General features: G+C 70.4%; 18 protein-coding genes and 1 pseudogene. 6 read left to right on the top strand and 13 right to left on the bottom strand.

What is annotated here, in order from left to right; all coding sequences use genetic code 11:
- Positions 1–16: 16 nt before the first annotated feature.
- Positions 17–3,304 (top strand): BTAD domain-containing putative transcriptional regulator, encoded by a 3,288-nt coding sequence (locus tag AB0D12_RS21320; protein ID WP_362684948.1) that lies wholly within the window; start codon positions 17–19, stop codon positions 3,302–3,304.
- A gap of 6 nt (positions 3,305–3,310) precedes the next feature.
- Here the strand turns inward: AB0D12_RS21320 and AB0D12_RS21315 are convergent.
- From AB0D12_RS21315 to dhaK, 6 genes and pseudogenes are all read right to left on the bottom strand, one after another.
- Positions 3,311–4,190 (bottom strand): annotated as a pseudogene (locus tag AB0D12_RS21315) (siderophore-interacting protein).
- A 125-nt stretch (positions 4,191–4,315) separates the two neighbouring features.
- Positions 4,316–4,948, bottom strand: coding sequence for a class F sortase (locus AB0D12_RS21310; RefSeq protein ID WP_362684945.1), 633 nt, complete (start codon positions 4,946–4,948; stop codon positions 4,316–4,318).
- A 92-nt stretch (positions 4,949–5,040) separates the two neighbouring features.
- Positions 5,041–5,880 carry a hypothetical protein gene (locus AB0D12_RS21305; protein ID WP_362684942.1) on the bottom strand — a complete coding sequence of 280 codons (840 nt, stop codon included), beginning with the start codon at positions 5,878–5,880 and terminating at the stop codon, positions 5,041–5,043.
- 391 nt (positions 5,881–6,271) lie between these two features.
- Complete coding sequence (locus tag AB0D12_RS21300; protein WP_362684939.1) at positions 6,272–6,682, bottom strand: PTS fructose transporter subunit IIA; 411 nt, start codon at positions 6,680–6,682, stop codon at positions 6,272–6,274.
- The gene (gene dhaL / locus AB0D12_RS21295; protein ID WP_362684936.1) at positions 6,679–7,284 is read right to left on the bottom strand and encodes a dihydroxyacetone kinase subunit DhaL; all 606 of its coding nucleotides are present in this window, start codon (positions 7,282–7,284) and stop codon (positions 6,679–6,681) included. Before dhaL ends, AB0D12_RS21300 begins: the two co-directional genes overlap by 4 nt.
- Positions 7,285–7,318: 34 nt before the next feature.
- Positions 7,319–8,311 carry a dihydroxyacetone kinase subunit DhaK gene (gene dhaK, locus AB0D12_RS21290; protein ID WP_362684933.1) on the bottom strand — a complete coding sequence of 331 codons (993 nt, stop codon included), beginning with the start codon at positions 8,309–8,311 and terminating at the stop codon, positions 7,319–7,321.
- 280 nt (positions 8,312–8,591) lie between these two features.
- Between dhaK and AB0D12_RS21285 the strand changes: the two genes are divergently transcribed.
- Entirely contained in the window at positions 8,592–8,999 is a 408-nt protein-coding gene (locus tag AB0D12_RS21285) for a cyclic nucleotide-binding domain-containing protein (RefSeq protein ID WP_362684930.1), read from the top strand.
- Positions 9,000–9,186: 187 nt separating this feature from the next.
- On the opposite strand, the gene AB0D12_RS21280 is transcribed toward AB0D12_RS21285, so the two are convergent.
- The 6 genes from AB0D12_RS21280 to AB0D12_RS21255 form a co-directional block, all read right to left on the bottom strand.
- Positions 9,187–10,008, bottom strand: coding sequence for a neocarzinostatin apoprotein domain-containing protein (locus AB0D12_RS21280; protein WP_362684927.1), 822 nt, complete (start codon positions 10,006–10,008; stop codon positions 9,187–9,189).
- A gap of 44 nt (positions 10,009–10,052) precedes the next feature.
- On the bottom strand, positions 10,053–10,784 hold the full coding sequence (locus AB0D12_RS21275) for a hypothetical protein (RefSeq protein ID WP_362684924.1): 732 nt from the start codon (positions 10,782–10,784) through the stop codon (positions 10,053–10,055).
- 267 nt (positions 10,785–11,051) lie between these two features.
- Complete coding sequence (locus AB0D12_RS21270) at positions 11,052–12,356, bottom strand: LCP family protein (RefSeq protein ID WP_362684921.1); 1,305 nt, start codon at positions 12,354–12,356, stop codon at positions 11,052–11,054.
- A gap of 148 nt (positions 12,357–12,504) precedes the next feature.
- Positions 12,505–14,559 (bottom strand): phosphocholine-specific phospholipase C, encoded by a 2,055-nt coding sequence (locus tag AB0D12_RS21265; RefSeq protein WP_362684918.1) that lies wholly within the window; start codon positions 14,557–14,559, stop codon positions 12,505–12,507.
- A gap of 354 nt (positions 14,560–14,913) precedes the next feature.
- Positions 14,914–15,330, bottom strand: coding sequence for a VOC family protein (locus tag AB0D12_RS21260; RefSeq protein WP_362684915.1), 417 nt, complete (start codon positions 15,328–15,330; stop codon positions 14,914–14,916).
- 55 nt (positions 15,331–15,385) lie between these two features.
- The gene (locus AB0D12_RS21255) at positions 15,386–15,556 is read right to left on the bottom strand and encodes a hypothetical protein (protein ID WP_362684912.1); all 171 of its coding nucleotides are present in this window, start codon (positions 15,554–15,556) and stop codon (positions 15,386–15,388) included.
- A 247-nt stretch (positions 15,557–15,803) separates the two neighbouring features.
- Between AB0D12_RS21255 and AB0D12_RS21250 the strand changes: the two genes are divergently transcribed.
- From AB0D12_RS21250 to AB0D12_RS21240, 3 genes are all read left to right on the top strand, one after another.
- A complete protein-coding gene (locus AB0D12_RS21250; RefSeq protein WP_327321644.1) occupies positions 15,804–16,052 on the top strand; it encodes a DUF5133 domain-containing protein in 249 nt (82 codons plus the stop codon).
- A gap of 83 nt (positions 16,053–16,135) precedes the next feature.
- The gene (locus tag AB0D12_RS21245) at positions 16,136–16,531 is read left to right on the top strand and encodes an STAS domain-containing protein (protein ID WP_362684909.1); all 396 of its coding nucleotides are present in this window, start codon (positions 16,136–16,138) and stop codon (positions 16,529–16,531) included.
- Positions 16,532–16,542: 11 nt separating this feature from the next.
- Entirely contained in the window at positions 16,543–17,022 is a 480-nt protein-coding gene (locus AB0D12_RS21240) for an ATP-binding protein (RefSeq protein ID WP_362684906.1), read from the top strand.
- Here the strand turns inward: AB0D12_RS21240 and AB0D12_RS21235 are convergent.
- Entirely contained in the window at positions 17,006–17,941 is a 936-nt protein-coding gene (locus AB0D12_RS21235; protein ID WP_362684903.1) for a SigB/SigF/SigG family RNA polymerase sigma factor, read from the bottom strand. The two genes, AB0D12_RS21240 and AB0D12_RS21235, sit on opposite strands and share 17 nt — an antisense overlap.
- Before the next feature lie 152 nt (positions 17,942–18,093).
- On the opposite strand from AB0D12_RS21235, the gene AB0D12_RS21230 reads away from it, so the two are divergent.
- A complete protein-coding gene (locus AB0D12_RS21230) occupies positions 18,094–18,492 on the top strand; it encodes an ATP-binding protein (RefSeq protein WP_362684900.1) in 399 nt (132 codons plus the stop codon).
- The last annotated feature ends 101 nt before the right edge of the window (positions 18,493–18,593 follow it).

The raw sequence follows: 18,593 nt of genomic DNA, 5'->3' as shown, positions 1-18,593 counted from the left end.
CAGGGACAATGGGCCGGTGATCTACCGATACCGCGTACTCGGCACCACTCAGGCGCTCCGCCCGGACGGTACCGAGGCACCGCTCAGCGGGGCCCGACTGCGGGCGCTGCTGGCCGCGCTGGCCGCGGGCGGCGGCCGGACGGTGGCCGCCGAGGAGCTGGTCGCCCAGGTCTGGGGCGAGGGCGAGGAGTGGCCCGCCGACGAGACGGCTGCCCTGCAGGCGCTGGTGGGACGCCTGCGACGAACGCTCGGCAGGACGGCGGTGGAGTCCGTGCCGGGCGGTTACCGGCTGGCGGCGGACCGGGACGACATCGATCTCTTCCGCTTCGAGCGGCTGGCGTCGCACGGAACCGCCGCACTCGATGCCGGGGACGCAGCCGCGGCGGCCGGTCTGCTGGACGAGGCGCTTGCGCTCTGGCGCGGCCGGGCGCTCACCGATCTGCCCGGCAGGGACGGTGATCCACTGGCCGTGCGCACGGAGCAGCGCCACACCGAGGCGCGCCGCACCCGGCTCGCGGCCGAGGTGGGGCTGGGCCGGGCGCAAGGAGTGCTCGCCGAGATCACGGCGCTCGCCGCCGCGGCTCCACTGGACGAACCGCTCCAGGCGCTCCGGATCAGGGCCCTGCGGACGGCGGGACGGCAGGCCGAGGCACTGCAGGCGTACGAGGACATACGGGTGCGCCTCGCCGAGCAGCTCGGAACGGACCCCGGCGGCGAACTGCGCACTCTGCACGCGGAGTTGCTGGCACATGACCCGGAAAAGCCCGTCGCGCGAGGCAACCTGCGCGTCAGGCTCACCTCCTTCGTGGGCCGCGAGGCCGAACTGGCCGACCTCGCGGAGCAGTTGCGCTCCCACCGGCTGGTGACCCTGCTCGGCCCCGGCGGCGCGGGCAAGACCCGGCTGGCCATGGAGGCCGCCGAAGCCGCGGCCGGGACATGGCCCGACGGAGTCTGGATGGCCGAACTCGCACCCGTACGCGACGAAGCGACCGTTCCCGAAGCGGTCCTGACCGCGCTCGGGGCCCGGGAGACCCAAGCGCGCGGACCGGCCGCCGCGGAGGCCGCCGTGCGCGACCCGCTGGCCCGGCTGGTCGAGTACTGCGGACGGCGGCGGATGCTGCTCGTCCTGGACAACTGCGAGCATGTGATCGACGCGGCGGCCCGGCTGACGGAGGCGGTGCTCACCGGCTGCCCGGGTGTGCGGGTGCTGGCAACCAGCCGCGAGCCGCTCGGCGTCCCGGGCGAATCCGTACGCGGCGTCGGACCCCTGCCGCCGGACGTGGCGCTGCGGCTGCTCGCCGAGCGCGGCGCGGCCGCCCGGCCCGGATTCCGTACGGACGACGACATGGAGGCGTGCGCCGAGATCTGCCGCAGACTCGACGGACTGCCGCTCGCCGTCGAACTGGCCGCCGCCCGGCTGCGCGCCCTTACGCCGCGGCAGATCGCGGACCGGCTGGACGACCGTTTCCGGCTGCTCAGCAGCGGCAGCAGGACCGTACTGCCCAGGCAGCGGACGCTGCGGGCGGTGGTCGACTGGTCCTGGGGCCTGCTGGATGAGAACGAGCAGACCGTACTGCGCCGTCTTGCCGTCTTCTCAGGCGGCTGTGCACTGGCCGAGGCGGAGGCCGTGTGCGGGGCGGGCGCCCTCGATCCCCTCGACCCCCTCGCCTCTCTTGTCGACAAGTCGCTCGTGGTCGCCGTCCCGGACGGCCCCGGCCGTCAGGACGGCATGCGCTACCGGCTGCTGGAAACCGTCGCCGAGTACGCGGCGCAGCGGCTCGACGAGGCCGGTGAGCGGGCCGAGGCCGAACGACGGCATATGAGCGCCTACCGAGAGCTGGTCCGCACCGGCGATCCGCAGCTGCGCGGCCCGCGCCGGGCCGAGTGGCTGGAGCGGCTCGAGACGGAGCACGACAATGTACGGACCGCGCTGCGCACCGCCGTCCGCCTGGCGGAGGAGCAGGAGGCGCTCTGTCTGGTGCTGTCCCTGAACTGGTTCTGGCAGCAGCGCGGTCACCAGGCGGACGCCCGCACCTGGTCGTCGGCGGCCGCCGGGCTCGGCGTCGACCCCTTCCGGTCGCCGGTACGGATCGCGGTGCCGCTGCCCGCACGCTGCACCGACACTCCGCCGCCCTGGTCCGAGGAACTGCTGTGGGAGGCGCGGCGCGGGGTGCGGCTGATGGTGCTTGCGAGCACCGCGGACGAGGGCACGGCGCTGAGCGAGCCGCAGACGCAGGCGTATCTGCGCGGAATCGTCGCCGCCTACCGCCCGGGGCTGCCGCAGATCTGCCGGCAGCCGGGCTCCATGTGGTTCTTCGCCCGGCTGATGACGGGCGAGTTCGACGGGCTTGCCGAGACCATGGACGCCATTGTCGCGAGCTGCGAAGGGCCGGATCGGGCGAGCGACCTGAGCCAGGGCTGGGATCTCGGGTTCGCGCTGCTGCTGCGCGCCAAGCTGCTCGGCTATCGCACCGGCGGACTCGAACAGTGCACGAGCGATGCCGACCGGGCGCTTGCGCTGTTCGAGACCGCCGGTGACCTGTGGGGTATTGCCGAGTCGCTGTCCGCCCGCGGTGAGGCGTTCGAGCGGCGCGGCCTGTACGAGGAGGCCGCCGCGGACTTCGAGCGGGCCATGCGGAGCTCCGCCCGCGTCGGCACCCACGCCCAAGTGCCAGTCTTCAAAGCCCAGTTGGCATCGGTGCGACTGCGGACGGCCAAGACCCCGGCGGACAGGGAGCGCGCCGAGCGGCAGCTGCTCGAAGCGGTGGCCGAGTCGGGCGAGTTCGTGGCAGAGGCACTCAGTACGGCCCGGATGCTGCTGACCCAGTACTACGGCCGCACCGGCCGCACCGGCCCCGCCCGGGAACAACTCGTAGAGATGGAAGGCGAGTTGGCTGCCGACTCGCCGGGACTCTTCGGTGGCATCGTAGCGGGGGTGTACGGCTGGCTGGACTGCATCGACGGGGAGTACGGACGGGCCCGCGGCCGGATCGAGGAGGCGGTGCGGCGGCTGGACAGCCTGGCGTATCTCGTCGACCCGCAGCTGGTTGTCGATCAATTCCTTTGTGCCGCTTGGGCGATGGCGCATCTGGGTGCGGCGCGGGACGGGGCACGGCTGCTCGGGGCGTACGACCGGGGCAGTCGGCAGCCCGGCGGTCTCGGGTTCCGGCCGTTCGCCGAGGAGAAGGAGCTCCGGCAGCGGGCCGAGTCCGACCTGCGTGCGGTGCTGCCGGGGGAGACGTATGAGCGCGCGTACGCCGAGGGCGGCGGCCTGTCCGCACGGGAAGCCGCCGCCCTGATCTGACCGACCTCAGCCGTCCGCCCGCGCCTGCACGTCGGCCAGCCGCTCCCGCGCCTCCGCGAGGTCCTCCTCGGTCGGCGCGTCGTCCTGGGTCAGCCTCAGCCGCCAGTACCCGGCGAAGTCGATGTCGCGTTTGCCGATACCGCGTTCCTCGATCAGATGGCGGCGCAGTGTACGTACCGCGCCGGCCTCGCCGCCGAGCCAGGCGAACACCGACCCCGGCGGGAACCGCCCCGCGCGCACGGACTCTATGAGCAGCTCGCCGTGACCGGCCCGTGCCGCGGCCCGGTGCAGCCAGTGCACGGTCACCTCGCCCTCCGTCTCGAAGCGCTGCTCCTCGGCCGCGTCGGCGACTTCGATGTACGCCACGGCCCTCGCCCCCTGGGGCAGCGCCTCCAACAGCGTGCCGATCGCCGGCAGCGCCGCCTCGTCCCCGGCCAGCAGCATCCAGTCGGTGGTGCCGAGCGGTACGGCCTTGGCGAAGTACGCCGACGGGCCGTACATGCCGAGCGTGTCTCCGGGCCCGGCTGCCAGCGCCCAGCGTGTCGCGGGCCCCGCGTCGTCGTGCAGGACGAAGTCGATGTCGATCGTGGTGTGCCCCGGGTGCTGGGCGCGGATCGTGTAGCTGACGCATCCAGGGCCGCTCGTCCTCGGGGATCGCGTGGTACGCCTCGTACCACCGCATCACATCGCCGTCGCCGTCCTCCGGCCCCGGCAGGCGCGGGCCGCTCTGGCCCGGCCGGGGGAAGTACAGCTTCACCTGCTGGTCGGGGGCGTCGAGAGCGAAGCCATCGAGATCGGGGCCGCCGAAGGTGATACGCGCCATGTGCGGCGTCAGCCGGGTGACCTCGGTGACCTGGATGAACCGGACCGGCAGCCGCTGCTCCATCGAATCTCCTGACGGTGTGGGTGGGAGGGGTGTGCTGATCACCGTCACAGAGGGCACCTGCATGCGACCGACAGGCCGCCTGCACGGGGCCGCGGGCTTCGCCTGCACGGGGCGCGGGCGATCCGTCAGCGGAGCTCGACCAGGCGGGCGAAGACCACGACGTTCCCGTCGTACCCGGTCTTCTTCGCATACTCGCCGCCGCAGGTGATGACCCGCAGCTCCGGCTCCGGGCCGTCCGCGTACACACGTGCCGCGGGGAACTCCTTCTTGGCGAACACCTCGACGTCGTACACAGCGAACACCGCCCTTCGTCCGTCCTCGCGCGGGATCTCGATACGGCTGCCCCGCTCGAGGGCGCCGAGCTCATAGAAGACGGCCGGTCCCGCCGTGTTGTCGACATGGCCGACGATGACGGACGTGCCCCGTTCGCCGGGGCTGACCGACCCCCGGTACCAGCCGGCGAGGTTGCTGTCCTCCAGCGGCGGGGGTTCCACCCAGCCGTCTGTGTCGAGGCCGACCTCGGTCAGCGGGGCGTCCACCTTGACGGACGGGACAGTGATCCGTTGCGGCGCGGAGTGGGCCACTGGAGCGGGTGCGGGTGGCAGTGGATCGGCCGTGCCGTGCGGGGCCGCGACGACGGAGCCGGGCTGGGGCGGGCCGTCGGCGACCTGCGTGGATCCGTTACGCAGGAGGAACAGTGCGAGCAGCAGGACGCAGACGACCGTGAACCAGGCGCCGCGCCTGTTGTACGTAGGCATAACCCTTCCCTTGTGCTTTCTCGGGCCCTCCGTTGGCGCTCCGCCGCGCCCGACCGTCGGGGGTCCGGCGCGGCGGAGCCGCTCTGTGCCCGTCAGACGCTGTCAGCGGCGCGATGGCGCAGCAGAAAGACGCCGGCGCCGAACGCGCCCGCGAGGAGCGCGGAACCGACGGCGATCTGCGCGGGGCTCAGATCGGAGACGCTGCCGCCGGCGCCGCCTTTGACACCTCCGTCGGGCTTCGCCATCCCGGTACCTCGGTCGGGCTTCGCCGTGTCGGTACCTCGGTCGGGCTTGGCCATCCCGGTACCTCGGTCGGGCTTGGCCATCCCGGTACCTGCGTCGCTGCCGGTGCCCAGCTCGGTGCCGGCGTCGGCTCCCGTTTCCGTCCCGGCACCTGCGTCGCTCCCGGTGCTCATCTCGGTACTCGCATCGCCCCCCGTTTCCGTCCCGGTACCTGCGTCGCTGCCGGTGCCCAGCTCGGTGCCGGTGTCGGCTCCCGTTTCCGTCCCGGCGCCGGCGTCGGCTCCCGTTTCCGTACCGGAACCCACGTCAGCGCCTGTTCCCGTGCCGGTGCGCGAGCCGGAGCCACTGGTGATGGTGAGGGGGGCGGTGCCCTTTTCGCCCTTGCAGTCGAAGGTGACGTCGTACTTGGCAGCGGGCTTGGCGTCCGCGGCGATCTTCGTCGTGGCGGATCGGCCTTCGTTGAGGGTGACGGTCTCGAAGACGCCCGAGGAGGCCGTCACGGTCGGCGCCTCGCACTCGGTGGCGTTGAGCGTCACGGTGCCGCCGGGCGCGACGGTCGCAGGGGTGGCGGTGAAGCCGAACGACGTGGCGCTGTTCCCGTCGTCGTCGGCGGCGACGGCGGCCGGGGCGCCGAGGGCCAGCGCGGCGGTGCCGATCAGTGCGAGGGAGGCGACACGTATCGCACGCATGGTGAATTCTCCGAATTCCCGAGGCGCAGCCACGGATGTATTCCGCGAAACGTAAGAAATGCACCTCGATGGAGAAGACGCTATGAGGGCCCATGGGGGCGCCGCATGTGGCGCGGGCTGCCCGGCCCCGGTGTGTCACCACCGTCTGCCGCCGTGGTCGTGTTGGTCGTGCCAGGTCACGCGGTATGGCCGGGCACCCGGCCGATCCGCCGGGTACGCGACTCCAACGCAACTCCAAAAGAGTGACGGGGTCACTCCGGCGGCCTCTACGGTCGAGAGCCCGCCGGAGCGGCACCCGGTACACCGAGCCGTCGATCGTGACTGGCACGAGCTGCGGCGTGGTGGGTCACCTGCCGGCTTCCGCGGACGTCACACCTTCCGGTCGCGGGCGTCACACCTTCCGGTATTCGTACGCCTCCGAGGCCGCCGCTTGGACCGTGTCCAGGTCGCCGCCCGCCGACGCGGTCACCACCGCGGCCACCGCGCCCTCCAGGAACGGCGCGTCCACCAGCCGTGTTCCTTCCGGGAGTTCGTCGCCCTCGGCCAGCAGCGCCTTCACCGTCAGCACGGCGCTGCCCAGGTCGACGAGCACGGCCACCCCCCTACCCTGGTCGACCGAGGCGGCCGCCGCCGCGATCAGCTCCGAGCTGGTGCCCAGGCCGCCGTCCGTAGTGCCGCCCGCCGACGCCACGGGCGCCGTCGTGCCGCCGCCCGCGAGCCCCGTCGCCAGCTCGGCGACAGCCGCGGCCACCTCCCTGCTGTGCGAGACCAGCACGATCCCGACCGGCTTGGCATCACTCATCCCGCCACCTCCGCCAGCGCGGCGATCAGCAGGGCCGAGGAGGTCGCCCCCGGATCCTGGTGCCCGATGCTGCGTTCGCCCAGATAGCTGGCCCTGCCCTTGCGCGCCTGCAGTGGCACGGTCGCGAGCGCGCCCTGCTCGGCCGCTTCGCGGGCCGCCGCGAACGACGCGGTGGTGTCGCCGAGGGCCGCGACCGCCGGCTCGAGCGCGTCCAGCATCGTCTTGTCCCCGGCCTTGGCGCCGCCGAGCTGCGCCACCGCCGCCACACCCACGCCCAGCGCCTCGGCGAACTGCCCGGGCGTGACCTCGGAGTCCTCGCCGAGCGCCTTGCCCGTACGCCGCAGCAGCGTCCCGTACAGCGGACCCGATGCGCCGCCCACCGTAGAGATCAACTGCCGTCCCGCCAGCGTGAGTACGGCCCCGGGAGTCTGCGGCGCCTCCTTCTCCAGGACCGCCGTCACCGCCGTGAACCCGCGCTGGAGATTGCTGCCGTGGTCGGCGTCACCGATCGCCGAGTCCAGCTCGGTGAGACGGTCCGCCTCGCGGTCCACGGAGACTGCCGCGGCCGTCAGCCAGCGGCGGAAGAAATCGGCGTCGAGCACATGAACTCCCTGTGGTGAGTCGGGCCTGGACGGGTCAGCGACCCCAGCGAAGCGCGGAGGTCTGCACCGGCGCGTCCCACAGCCGCAGCAGCTCCTCGTCGACCTGGCACAGCGTCACCGAGCAGCCGGCCATGTCGAGCGAGGTCACATAGTTCCCGACGAGGGTACGGGCCACGACCACGCGACGCTCGGTGAGCACGCGCTGCACCTCGGCATTGAAGCCGTACAGCTCGAGCAGCGGCGTCGCTCCCATGCCGTTGACGAGCACCAGCACCGGGCTTGTCGGCGGCAGATCCTCCAGCACCGCATTGACCGCGAAGTCCGCGATCTCCCGCGACGTCATCATGGCGCGTCGCTCACGCCCCGGCTCACCATGAATGCCGATGCCCAACTCCAGCTCGCCCGACGGCAGATCGAAGGTCGGACTGCCCTTGGCGGGTGTGGTGCTGGCGCTCAGCGCGACACCGAAGCTCCGGGAGCTCTCGTTCACCTGGCGGGCGATCGCCTCGACCCGCTCCAGCGGCGCGCCCTCCTCGGCGGCCGCGCCCGCGATCTTCTCGACGAACAGGGTCGCGCCGGTGCCGCGGCGGCCCGCCGTGTAGAGGCTGTCGGTCACCGCCACATCGTCATTGACCAGAACCTTGGCGACACGGACCCCTTCGTCCTCGGCGAGCTCGGCCGCCATGTCGAAGTTGAGGACGTCGCCCGTGTAGTTCTTGACGATGAACAGCACCCCCTCGCCGCTGTTCACGGCGGCGGCCGCCCGCGCCATCTGATCGGGAACGGGAGAGGTGAAGACCTCGCCGGGGCAGGCGGCGGCGAGCATTCCGGGCCCGACGAACCCGCCATGCAGCGGCTCGTGCCCCGAGCCGCCCCCGGACACCAGCCCCACCTTCCCGGCGACGGGCGCATCGCCCCGTACGATCACCCGGTTCTCCACGTCCACGGACAACTCGGGGTGCGCGGCCGCCATGCCACGGAGCGCGTCCGCGACAACGGTCTCCGGCACATTGATGAGCATCCTCATGACTACCTCCAGGTGAGATTGGCAGGTCGGCCGCGGCCAGTGGCTTCGCTGTCGTACTGGGGAACTGTCGGCTCATACCCAGTATCGAGGGAATTCCGTCCCGGGGCACGGACGACGACGCCGGGTCCGCTCGCCGCCGCGCAGTCCGGGGAGAAGCCGCGCAGTCTGGGGAGAGGGAGAGGCACCATCCCGGGCCCCGCTGCGGCCCCCGAGGGACGGAGACAGCGATGACCACGGGGCCCCACTGCTGAACGTCCTGCCGCCCGAAGGCCGCGACAGGATGATGGAACTCGCCGCGGAATCAGCCTTCCCGGCCGGCGCCCGCATCTTCGAGGAGGGCTCGCGCGCGGATCGCTTCTGGATCATCCGCTCCGGAGCCGTCGAGCTCGACCTGCACGTTCCGGGACGGCGTGCCGTCGTCGTCGAGCAGCTCGGCCCCGGAGATCTGCTGGGCTGGTCCTGGCTCTTCCCTCCGCGCAGCTGGCATCTGGGCGCCGCGGCGGCCACCCCCGTCCGAGCGCTCGAATTCGACGCCGCGAAGGTGCGCGCCCTGTTCGATGAGGAGCCGGAGCTCAGCCAGGCGCTCACGCTCCGTATTGCCGAGGTGATCGCACACCGGCTCCAGTCCGCCCGCAGCCGCCTGCTCGATCTGTACGGACCCGCCGGCGGCGGAAGCCTGCGTAGCTGACGGCCGCACCGTGCCGGCCGATGTCAGCTGCAGCCTCCGGACATCAGTCCAGGAGGCCCGCCCCATGGTTCTGTACGTACGCTGGACCTGGGCAGGCTGATCAAAGACGCGGCGAGCGTCCCGCAGCCTGCCCGCTGCGGGACGCAGGGCCGCGGCACCGTGCGAGCGGCGCACGGTGCGCACCGCACTAGGGAAGCGGCTGAGCCGGGTCGAAGTGCAGCCTGGCCCGTACCGTCTCGGGCCCCCGGACCCGCGAGGCGAAGGCGACCAGCTCACAGCTGTTCCTGGGGCGGCAGTCGACCGTACGACCGTCGATGCTCGTGAACGAGACCGACACCGCGATTTCCCGGTCCATACGGCCCTCGTCGGTGGTGCCCGGCGGCCGGCTGCCGGGGCGGCAGCCGAAGGTGCTGGTCGAGCCGGTGACGCACTCCAGCACGGAGACGTGGTACTGCGGCTCGTAGCCTCGGCCGGTCACATGCACCACCTGCCCGTGGAGCAAGTCCCGGTTGGGGTCGGCCCACAGGGTGGGCGCCGCCTCAAGAGGACCGTGCGGCCGGAAACTCATTGGCACCGTCGTCAGGAGCGCGCCCGCGTTGTCGGTCAGTGCCAGCGAGCACGGGTTGGTCCGAGCCACGGTGCGGCAGTCCACATCGCCGGACTCGGTGCTCAACCGGGCGTAGAGCTTCTTCGGCGAGACGTCGTACGTCCCGTCGGGCAGCACCCGGAACTGCCGTCGGGTGTCGTCGTCGCATGTGGTCACGCTCGCGGAGGGACCGCATTCCTTGACCCACACGTACTGTTTCGGCGGCCCGCCGGTGATGCGGAAGTTGACGATGTCGCCGTCGAGCAGTCCCGTCGTCCGGTCCACCGTCAGCGCGGGTCCCGCAGGCGCGGGCTCGGCCCAGCCCGGCTGGGCGCCCATCAGCGAGAGCAACAGCGCGCCGCAGCCCAGGCCTGCGCCCAGGGCCGCCGCACGTGCTTTCGCCGTCCGTCCTATTGCTGTCATTGCCATCATTGCTGTCGGCCTCCCAGCCTCTGCGAGAACAGTGATCACGCGCACCGCGGAGTGACACACAGTTGCCAGGGGCCCCAGGCTCCGTGCGGAGCCAGCTGAGTGACCTGCCAGAAACGGGTATCGCGGTTCCATTCGTGGACCGTCACATGCAGTCGCCCGTCGGGGAGTTCGGTGACCGTGCTCGGATGGCTGAGCCCGATATTCGCCTCGGGCACCCTGCCCATCGACTGCACGGCTCCCCAGACGTCCCCCGGGCTCTGCTGGGTGCGGACCTCCATCGAGCGGCCGGTCGTCGTGGTCGACGCGAAGGCGTCGAGGCTGCCGTCCCGCTCCTTGAAGAGGACGACTCCTCCCATGTACGGGCCGGGGGCCAGGCCGAAGGGCTCCGGCGCGGTCCACTCCAGGTCGTTGACGTCCTGCACGGAGTGGCAGAACTGGCCGTAGGTGGAGAACAGCAGCTCCACCCGGCCGTCGGCGTTCTCGGCCGCGGTGACGTAGTAGCTCTTCGGCCCGACGGTGGCGGCGCTCACCCGCTCCCAGGAGCCGTACGCGCCCCCGGGGCCGGCCTGCTCGCGATGCCGGACGAACGGCAGGCCCCCGGTCGCGGTGGCGTCATAGAACAGCTGGAACTGGTCGACCCGGCCGTCCGCCCGGGAGACCGGGACCAGGCTGCCCGCCACCGGGCTGCTCGGCAGCCCCCGGGCCGCATTGTCCGTCCTGCACAACGAGGTGGAGACGGAGGCGGCCTGGGCGCCGGATGGGGCCATCAAACCGCCCGTACACGCGAGGACCAGCGCGATCACACGGGGTACCACGGGCCTTAACGGTCTTCGCTTCATGAGCAACTTCCCCCTGCTTCCTCTGCTCGGCCACATGGATCAACACAGGGCAATCCGTGAGGACTGCCCGTGCATCCTCCGTGATCGGCAGGCCGACCGGCCAGGGCGCGATTCGGTCACCGAGCGGACCGGAACCCCCGGCGGCGGCCCAGCTCTTGGGGACAAGCACCTCAGTCGGACCGGGGGACAAGCACCTCAGTCGGACGTCCCGCACCGCAGCCGGTCGCCGGAGGTCGGCGCGCCTTCGACGCTGCTGCGGTCATGGACGACCTTGACGACCGCGGCCGCCTCGGATCCGACGGTGACGTCGAAGACCTGGCCGTGCCCGGTGACGGGATCCAGCCGGGCGCCGGGGAGCGCGGCGGCGAGGGTGGGCGCGAGGCGGGCCCAGTACGGGTCGTAGGTGATGACGGTCGGGCCCTGAGGCCGTGGCGCACCAGGCTGACCCGACGTGCCCTCTACCGCGAATCCATTCGCACGAAGCGACTGGGCGACCTCGGGATCGGTGACGCGAAGCCGAATGGTGGACGGCGGAAGCTCGACCGGGACGTCCTTGGAGGGCTGGATGCGCGAGTCGTTGATAATCGACCGGTCCGCACGCAGGGCCGCCCACAGTGCGGCGGAGCGTTCCTTGTGCCACAGAAGTGTGGAGCCCCACTGCGGCACGCGGTGGTCGAAGTCCGAAATGGGCACGGTCGCGAACTCCGTCTGCTGTGCGTTCAGCCGGCCCACTACCCAGCCCAGGCCGACGAGGTCACTGAGGCCGGTGTCCGGGTCGGTGCGTACGGACTTCAGCAGCGTGCGGGCCGTGCGGGCCGCGGCAGCCGGGTCGGTAAAGGCTCCTCCGTCCCTCAGCCGGGACATCATCTCGATGAGTACGCGCTGCTGGCGGCGGACCCGGCCCAGATCACCCGGCGGGGAGACATGCCGGGCGCGTACGTAGCGCAGGGCGCGTTTGCCATTCAGCTGGTGCGTGCCCGCAGTCAGTTGAAGCCCCGAATTGAGGTCTGTCAGAGGCTGGTCCGTGCACACCTTCGCTCCGCCGAGGCGGTCCACGGTGTCGGCAAAGCCTTTGAAGCCCGTTTCCAGATAGTGATCGATCCGTAGGCCGGTCGCCTGCTCCACGGTCCGTACGGCCAGATCTCCACCGCCGTGTGCAAAGGCGCCATTGATCTTCCCGGCGTGGCGGGGGTGTGCGTGTTCGGCGAATTCCACATAGGAGTCGCGGGGGATGGAGACCACGCTCATCCGCCGTCCGTTCTCGGCAAGGTGCACGAGCATCATCACGTCTGTGCAGTTGCACTCCCGGCCGTTGACGTGGAGGCGGTTCCGGTCCGTGGCTGAAATGCCGGTACGCCGGTCGATTCCGACGACAAGGATGTTGGTGCCGTTGCCCTGCTGCGTGACCCGGGAGGGCCCGCCAGGGCTGTTCGCCGCCCAGATGGAACCACCCGAAGCGAGCGTGGCGACCACAACTGCCGAAACGGCGAAACTGCGCACAGAGGACTCCTACGACAAGGATATCGGCCAATTCAATGACGAAACCATGAATTCTGCGCCAAGTCGTGTATTTCGCGGCGAGTCCGTATCGAGGTGTCGGACGACGGCCGCCCGCGGGTTCGGCGGGCGGCCGTAGCCGGCCGTCAGGTCAGACGGTGATGATGGCCGGGTCGCTCACGCCGGGCTGACCGTTCTCGACGTGTCCGGCGAACCGGCGAAGGAATGTGCCGTCCTTGTCGGACACCACGGTCAGGTCGTACCAGCGCTTACTCGCACGCAGGTCCACCGTGTGCACCACGCGTCCGCCCTTGCGCACGGTGAACGTCTCGCGCTTTCCGTCGTACGCATTGGTGACCTTCAGCTGGCAGTCGACGCTGTCCGCATTGGTCATCGTCAGCTCAATGCAGCCGCCCGGGACATGGCGGGCCGTCACCTCGGGGCCTGCGGTTTTGCCCGGGCCCCTGAAAGTGCGCAGGAAGCCGTTCGGGCCGAACACCGAGAGGTCGTACACATCCTTCGAGTAGGCCGTGTTCCAGGTGTCGGAGATCTTCTTGCCGGCTTCGGCGGTGTAGGTCCACGGTCCGTCGGTGCGGTTCGCCGACGTGACGGAGAAGCACGCTCCCGCCGCCGCGCCGCCGCTGAAGGTGAGCGTGAAGCGCCCGGTCGCCGGCATCGCGGCCCCGTCCACGAGCGGTGCGTACTGCAGCGGGCGCGCGGGCCTCGAACCCCGCTCCTGCATGGGCAGGACCGGGTTGGCAGGCGGCTTCGGCACGTAGCTGGAGTGCCGCTCGCGGTCCGGCGGCTCGTATCCGTCGGTGTCCGGGAGCGAGGCGGGCCTGGTGTCCTTGAGCCCGAAGTCGAAGGCCGAGGCGAGGTCGCCGCAGATGGCGCGCCGCCACGGCGAGATGTTCGGCTCGCCAACACCGAAACGGCGTTCCATGAACCGGATGATCGAGGTGTGGTCGAAGACCTCCGAGCACACGTAGCCGCCGGTGCTCCAGGGCGATACGACGAGCATGGGCACACGCTGGCCGAGGCCGTAGGGTCCGGCGGCGTAGGTGCTGTTCCCGCCGAACTGGTCGAGCTTGGCGTCCACGGTGGACAGGCCCTGGGCGGCGGAGGCCGGCGGGTAGGGCGGGGTGATGTGGTCGAAGTAGCCGTCGTTCTCGTCGTACGTGATGAACAGCGCGGTCCTGCTCCACACCTCGGGGTTGGACGTGAGCGCGTCCAGCACCTGCGAGATGTACCAGGCGCCGTAGTTCGCGGGCCAGTTGGGGTGCTCGCTGAAGGCCTCGGGCGCGGCGATCCAGGAGATCTGGGGGAGCTTCCCGGCCTTCACATCGGCCTTGAGGATGTCGAAGTAGCCGTCGCCGCTCTTCGCGTTGGTGCCGGTGCGCGCCTTGTCGTGGAGCGGATCGCCGGGCTTGGCATTGCGGTACTTGTTGAAGTACAGCAGGGAGTTGTCGCCGTAGTTGCCGCGGTAGGCGTCCTCGATCCAGCCCCAGGAGCCGCCCGCGTCCAGGCCGTCGCCGATGTCCTGGTAGATCTTCCACGAGATCCCGGCCTGCTCCAGCCGCTCGGGGTACGTCGTCCAGTCGTATCCGGCCTCGTCGTTGCCGAGTACGGGCCCGCCGCCCTTGCCGTCGTTGCCGGTGTGCCCGGTCCACATGTAGTAGCGGTTGGGGTCGGTGGCTCCGATGAACGAACAGTGGTAGGCGTCGCACACGGTGAACTTGTCCGCGAGCGCGTAGTGGAACGGGATGTCCTCGCGTGTCAGATACGCCATCGTCCCCGCGGACTTGGCGGGAATCCACTGGTCGTACTTGCCCTGGTTCCAGGCTTTGTGGCCGCCCTGCCAGTCGTGGTTGAGGCCCTCGATGAACTGCATGCCGAGGTCCTCGGCGTCCGGGTGGTAGGGCAGCACGTCCTTGGTGCCGTCCGACTGGTGCCAGACCGACTTGCCGCCGGGCAGCGTGACGGGACGCGGGTCACCGAATCCGCGTACGCCCTTCAGCGCGCCGAAGTAGTGGTCGAACGAACGGTTCTCCTGCATCAGCACGACGATGTGGTCGACGTCCTTGAGGGTGCCGGAGCGGCGGCTGGCGGGGATGGCGGCGGCGCGGTCGATGCTGCTCGACAGGGCCGCGAAGCCGGCGGTCGCGCCGGCGATCTGGAGGAAGCGGCGCCGATTGAGTTCAGGCATGAGAGTGGGCACCTCTTGGAGTGAGGAAACAGGAGTGAGCGGAGTTTCCAAGAGGAGCGACTGGAAGGGAAGGGGCGGTGTCGTCTGTGTGAAAGCAGGAGGTACGCGCCGCGAACAGCGCAGCCGGGCCCGCGCTGAGGCCTGCTGAGGTCTGATGGCGCTGTGGCCAGGGAAAGGAGCGGCGGGGGAGCGGGAAGGCCGGCGTGCGCAGGATCTACTCGAAGGCACCCCTCAACTACCTTGGGCGGCAGATGACTTGCGCATATCCTCCGTCTTCACGCAGGCGGACCACGCCCTCGGGCTGTGGTCCGCCGCGAAACGCTGTTGGGCGCGGATGTTCAGTCGACGCAGCGCTCACTGACGTGGCAGCCGAGAGCTGGCGTTCCGGCCCCGCGGAGACACGGCCAGCGAGAAGGAGTGCCCGGCCGGGTCGGCATAGACACGTACGTCGCGCGGGCCGCCGTTGTCCTTGGTGTCCACCGGCCGGGCGCCGAGGCTGATTGCCTCGCGTTCGGCTTCGTCCATGTCGCCGAGGTCCACCAGGATGCGCAGATGCGCCTGCTGGGAGTCCTCGGGCCGCGGCCAGCTGGGTGGCGCGTAACCGTGATCCCTGCGAATCGCCAGATGTACGCCGTTATGGCCGATGACTTCCACGAAGTCGGGGTCGCGCCCGATCCGTAGCTCTGCGTGGAGCAGGCCGGCGTAGAACTCCGCCAGCTCTGTGGGCTCGGCACAGTCCAGGACGAGGACACTCGTTTTTTCGACCGTCATACGGTGCCGGGTACCCGTCGCCTTCAAGAGCACACAGCGTTCATTACGGTGGCGCTCAGCGCCGCTCGACGGGGTTCTGCTGGACCGGGACACTCTGCCCCAGTGCTTGGTCCGCGTACTGATGGGCCAGCGCGGCGATGGCTCGGGCTTCGGCGAGAACGTCGCCGCGCTCGCGAACCATCTGGTCGTAGATCGGCGAACCCGGGGTAGAGGAGTGGGAGGACACGCGGCGGGATCTCTTTCCGTGTCGGGCGGTGAACAGACGAGGCGCTCCTGCCCGCGAGGGCGCCGATCATGCTGAGTGAACGGTGCAGCAGCCCCTTGATTGCTGAAAGTAATCACACGAATGGCGGGTGTGAATGCTCCGGGCGAGAATGAACGGCCGGGTGACGCTCTTTCGAGCGGGAGCCCGCTCTGATCATCCGCCCTTGCGGCCCGACTCCCGCTGGTGCTTTCAGTCAAGGAGGGCACTGATGTTGATGCCGGATGCAGGTGTGATCGCCGGCCTGATGGCCCGTTATCGGGCGCAGGAACGCCGCGTTCTTGTCGCCCCGCACGACCCCCGTGCCCGTAGCCGCTTCGAAGACACCGTGTACACCCTGTGTGTGCTGATGGGCAGGCGCACGGCGGCCGAGGCCGTCATCGCGGCGGAACGCTACATCGCGCAGGCACGGCCGGATCAGCGGCCCGGGGAGCGACACATCACGCCCCGGCGGTTCTAGCCCCTCGCCGGGCTGGCCGCGTCGGCCCAGTCGGGCAATAGTCGAACTGACCGGATGTACGTCAAGGAGGCGGGAGGACCCCCATGGTGTCGGGAGCCGCCGGGCAGCCGCAGCGGGAGGGTGTCGGCAGAGGGCGCCTCAGTGTCGAAGTGAGAGCGGACGCCGACGCCGTCGTACTCGTACTCGCCGGCGAACTCGATCACGACACTGCCGATCCGCTGCGTGAGGCACTTGCGGAAGCCGTGGAGGCCGGAGCCGGGCGGATTGTGGTCGACTGCACCGAACTGCGGTTCTGCGACTCCACCGGCCTGAATGTGCTGCTGCGTGCGCGGCTCGCCGCGAGCGAAGCGGGTGGCCGACTGGAACTCGCCGCGCTGCGCCCGCCGGTGGCACGCATGTTCGACATTACGGGCGCGCACGCGGTGTTCCGGGTGTACGCCAGTCTCGACGAGGCGCTGGCGGACCAGCGGCCGAAGTAGCGGAGGAGCCGATGGGCGTGAGCCTCCGCGGACAGGGGCAGACCCGCCGTCTGGCGCTGTTCGGGACCAAGGGGGTGGTGAGCCGCTGCCGTGACTTCACCAGGGAGGCGCTGGAGGACTGGGGATGGATCCCCGCCGAGTCTCCGGCGGAGGAGGAGCCGGAGGCGGACGAGGCGGAACTCGCCGAGGACGTGCTGCTCCTCGTCTCCGAGGTGGTCACCAACGCCTGTCTGCACGCCGGCGGCCCGACGGAACTGGTGTTGATGCACGACGGCGAACGGCTACGGATCGAGGTCGCCGACGCCAGCCCGGAGTCTCCGAGGCCCCGGCCGCCCCAAGCCGCCTCGCAGCCCGGCGGCCACGGTCTGATCGTGCTGGAGCGGCTCTCGCGGAGTTGGGGCTGGGCCCCGCGGGGCGACGGCAAGGTCGTCTGGCTCGAGGTCGGCTCTCCCTCAGGTGCCGAGCGGGCTCGTCCTACCCGGAGCCGTTAGTGGCTCTGGGCTGCGCATCGTCCAGCAGCGCGGTACGAAGCGTCGAGCATATGCGCGCCAGCAGCCGCGAGACATGCATCTGGGAGAGGCTCAGACGGGTCGCGATCTCGGACTGCGTGAGTTCCTCGCCGAAGCGCAGCGACAGTATGAGACGGTCCCTGTCCCCGAGGCCGGCGATCAGCGGCTTGAGGGATTCCACGGACTCCACGATGTCGAACGCCGGGTCTTCCTCGCCAAGAGTGCGGGTGACCGCGTTGAGAGAACCGTCGTCGTCGTCGACCGGCCAGTCCAGGGATCGCGCCACGTACCCATTGGCCGCCTGTTCGCCCTCGACCACCTCGGCCTCGGTGATGCCGAGGTGTTCGGCCAGCTCGGGCGCGGTCGGCAGGCGTCCCAGGCGCTGCTCCATGGCGTCCCGGGCCTTGGCCAGGTCGATCCGCAGCTCCTGGAGCCTGCGCGGTACCTGGACGGCCCAGCTGGTGTCCCGGAAGGACCGCTTGATCTCGCCGACAATGGTCGGAAGAGCGAAGCTGGCGAATTCCACTCCCCGGTACACGTCGAATCGGTTGATCGCCTTGATGAGACCGATCGTCCCGACCTGGACGATGTCCTCCATGGGCTCGGCCCGGTTGCGGAACCGCTGCGCGGCGAATTTGACCAGACTCACATTGAGCTCGACCAGCGTGTTGCGGACGTATGAGTACTCCGGAGTGCCCTCGTCGAGCGCGCCCAGACGCTTGAACAACGACGTTGACAAAGTCCGTGCGTCCACAGGGCTGACCGACAAGGGATCGGTGATCTCCGGCAGGCCGTCCAGCGCGGTACGGCGCACCTCGTGCCCCGGTGGCGGCGGCGCGACAGCCGCGGCGATCTGGTCAGTACGAATCCCGCTGGAGGCGGTATGAATCCCGCTGGACATGAGGCTCCTTCGACGGGGCGGAGGTCGGCGCTGTCGGGTACAGCGGGACCGTCGTACGAGCTTCCTGCCCTTAAAGATGCCCACTTCTGATGCTTTGATGTCGGTTTACGGGGCACCGGCATGATATGGAGCGGGCGCAGAAAGAGCGGAGAGTGACCTACAGCCGCCGATTTTCTCTGCAGGGCGGCCCAGGTGTGGTGGGCCAGTGCCGAGACCTGGCGCGGCAGGTGCTCGACGAGTGGTTCAGCCTTTCCGGCCCGGCCGGGAACGTCGTAAGAGGCGACGTGCTGCTGCTCGTATCCGAGGTCGTCACCAATTCGTGCCTGCATGGTGGGACTCCGTGCGAGCTGAGGCTCGACCGCTCCCCCGGGCGTCTGTGGGTCCAGGTCAGCGACACCAGTCCGGTACGGCCGCGGCCTCATGGCCCGCATCGCGCGGCCCGGTCCTCGGGGCACGGCCTCTATCTGCTCGAGCGGCTGTCCGCCGGCTGGGGATGGGTGCAGCGCGGAACGGGCAAGGCGGTCTGGTTCGTGGTGGCCGTCCCCGAATGACCGGGCCGTCCCGAGCGAGGGGACCGTCCCCGAGGAGCGGGCGATGCCTGTTCGACGGGTGATGCCGGCGTACCGCCCCGGGTGTCCGGACCGATACCGCA

Source organism: Streptomyces sp. NPDC048479, from assembly GCF_040651435.1.
Lineage (GTDB): Bacteria > Actinomycetota > Actinomycetes > Streptomycetales > Streptomycetaceae > Streptomyces.
The sequence above is the reverse complement of the archived record's forward strand: the minus strand, read 5'-3'. Positions and strand labels throughout refer to the sequence as shown.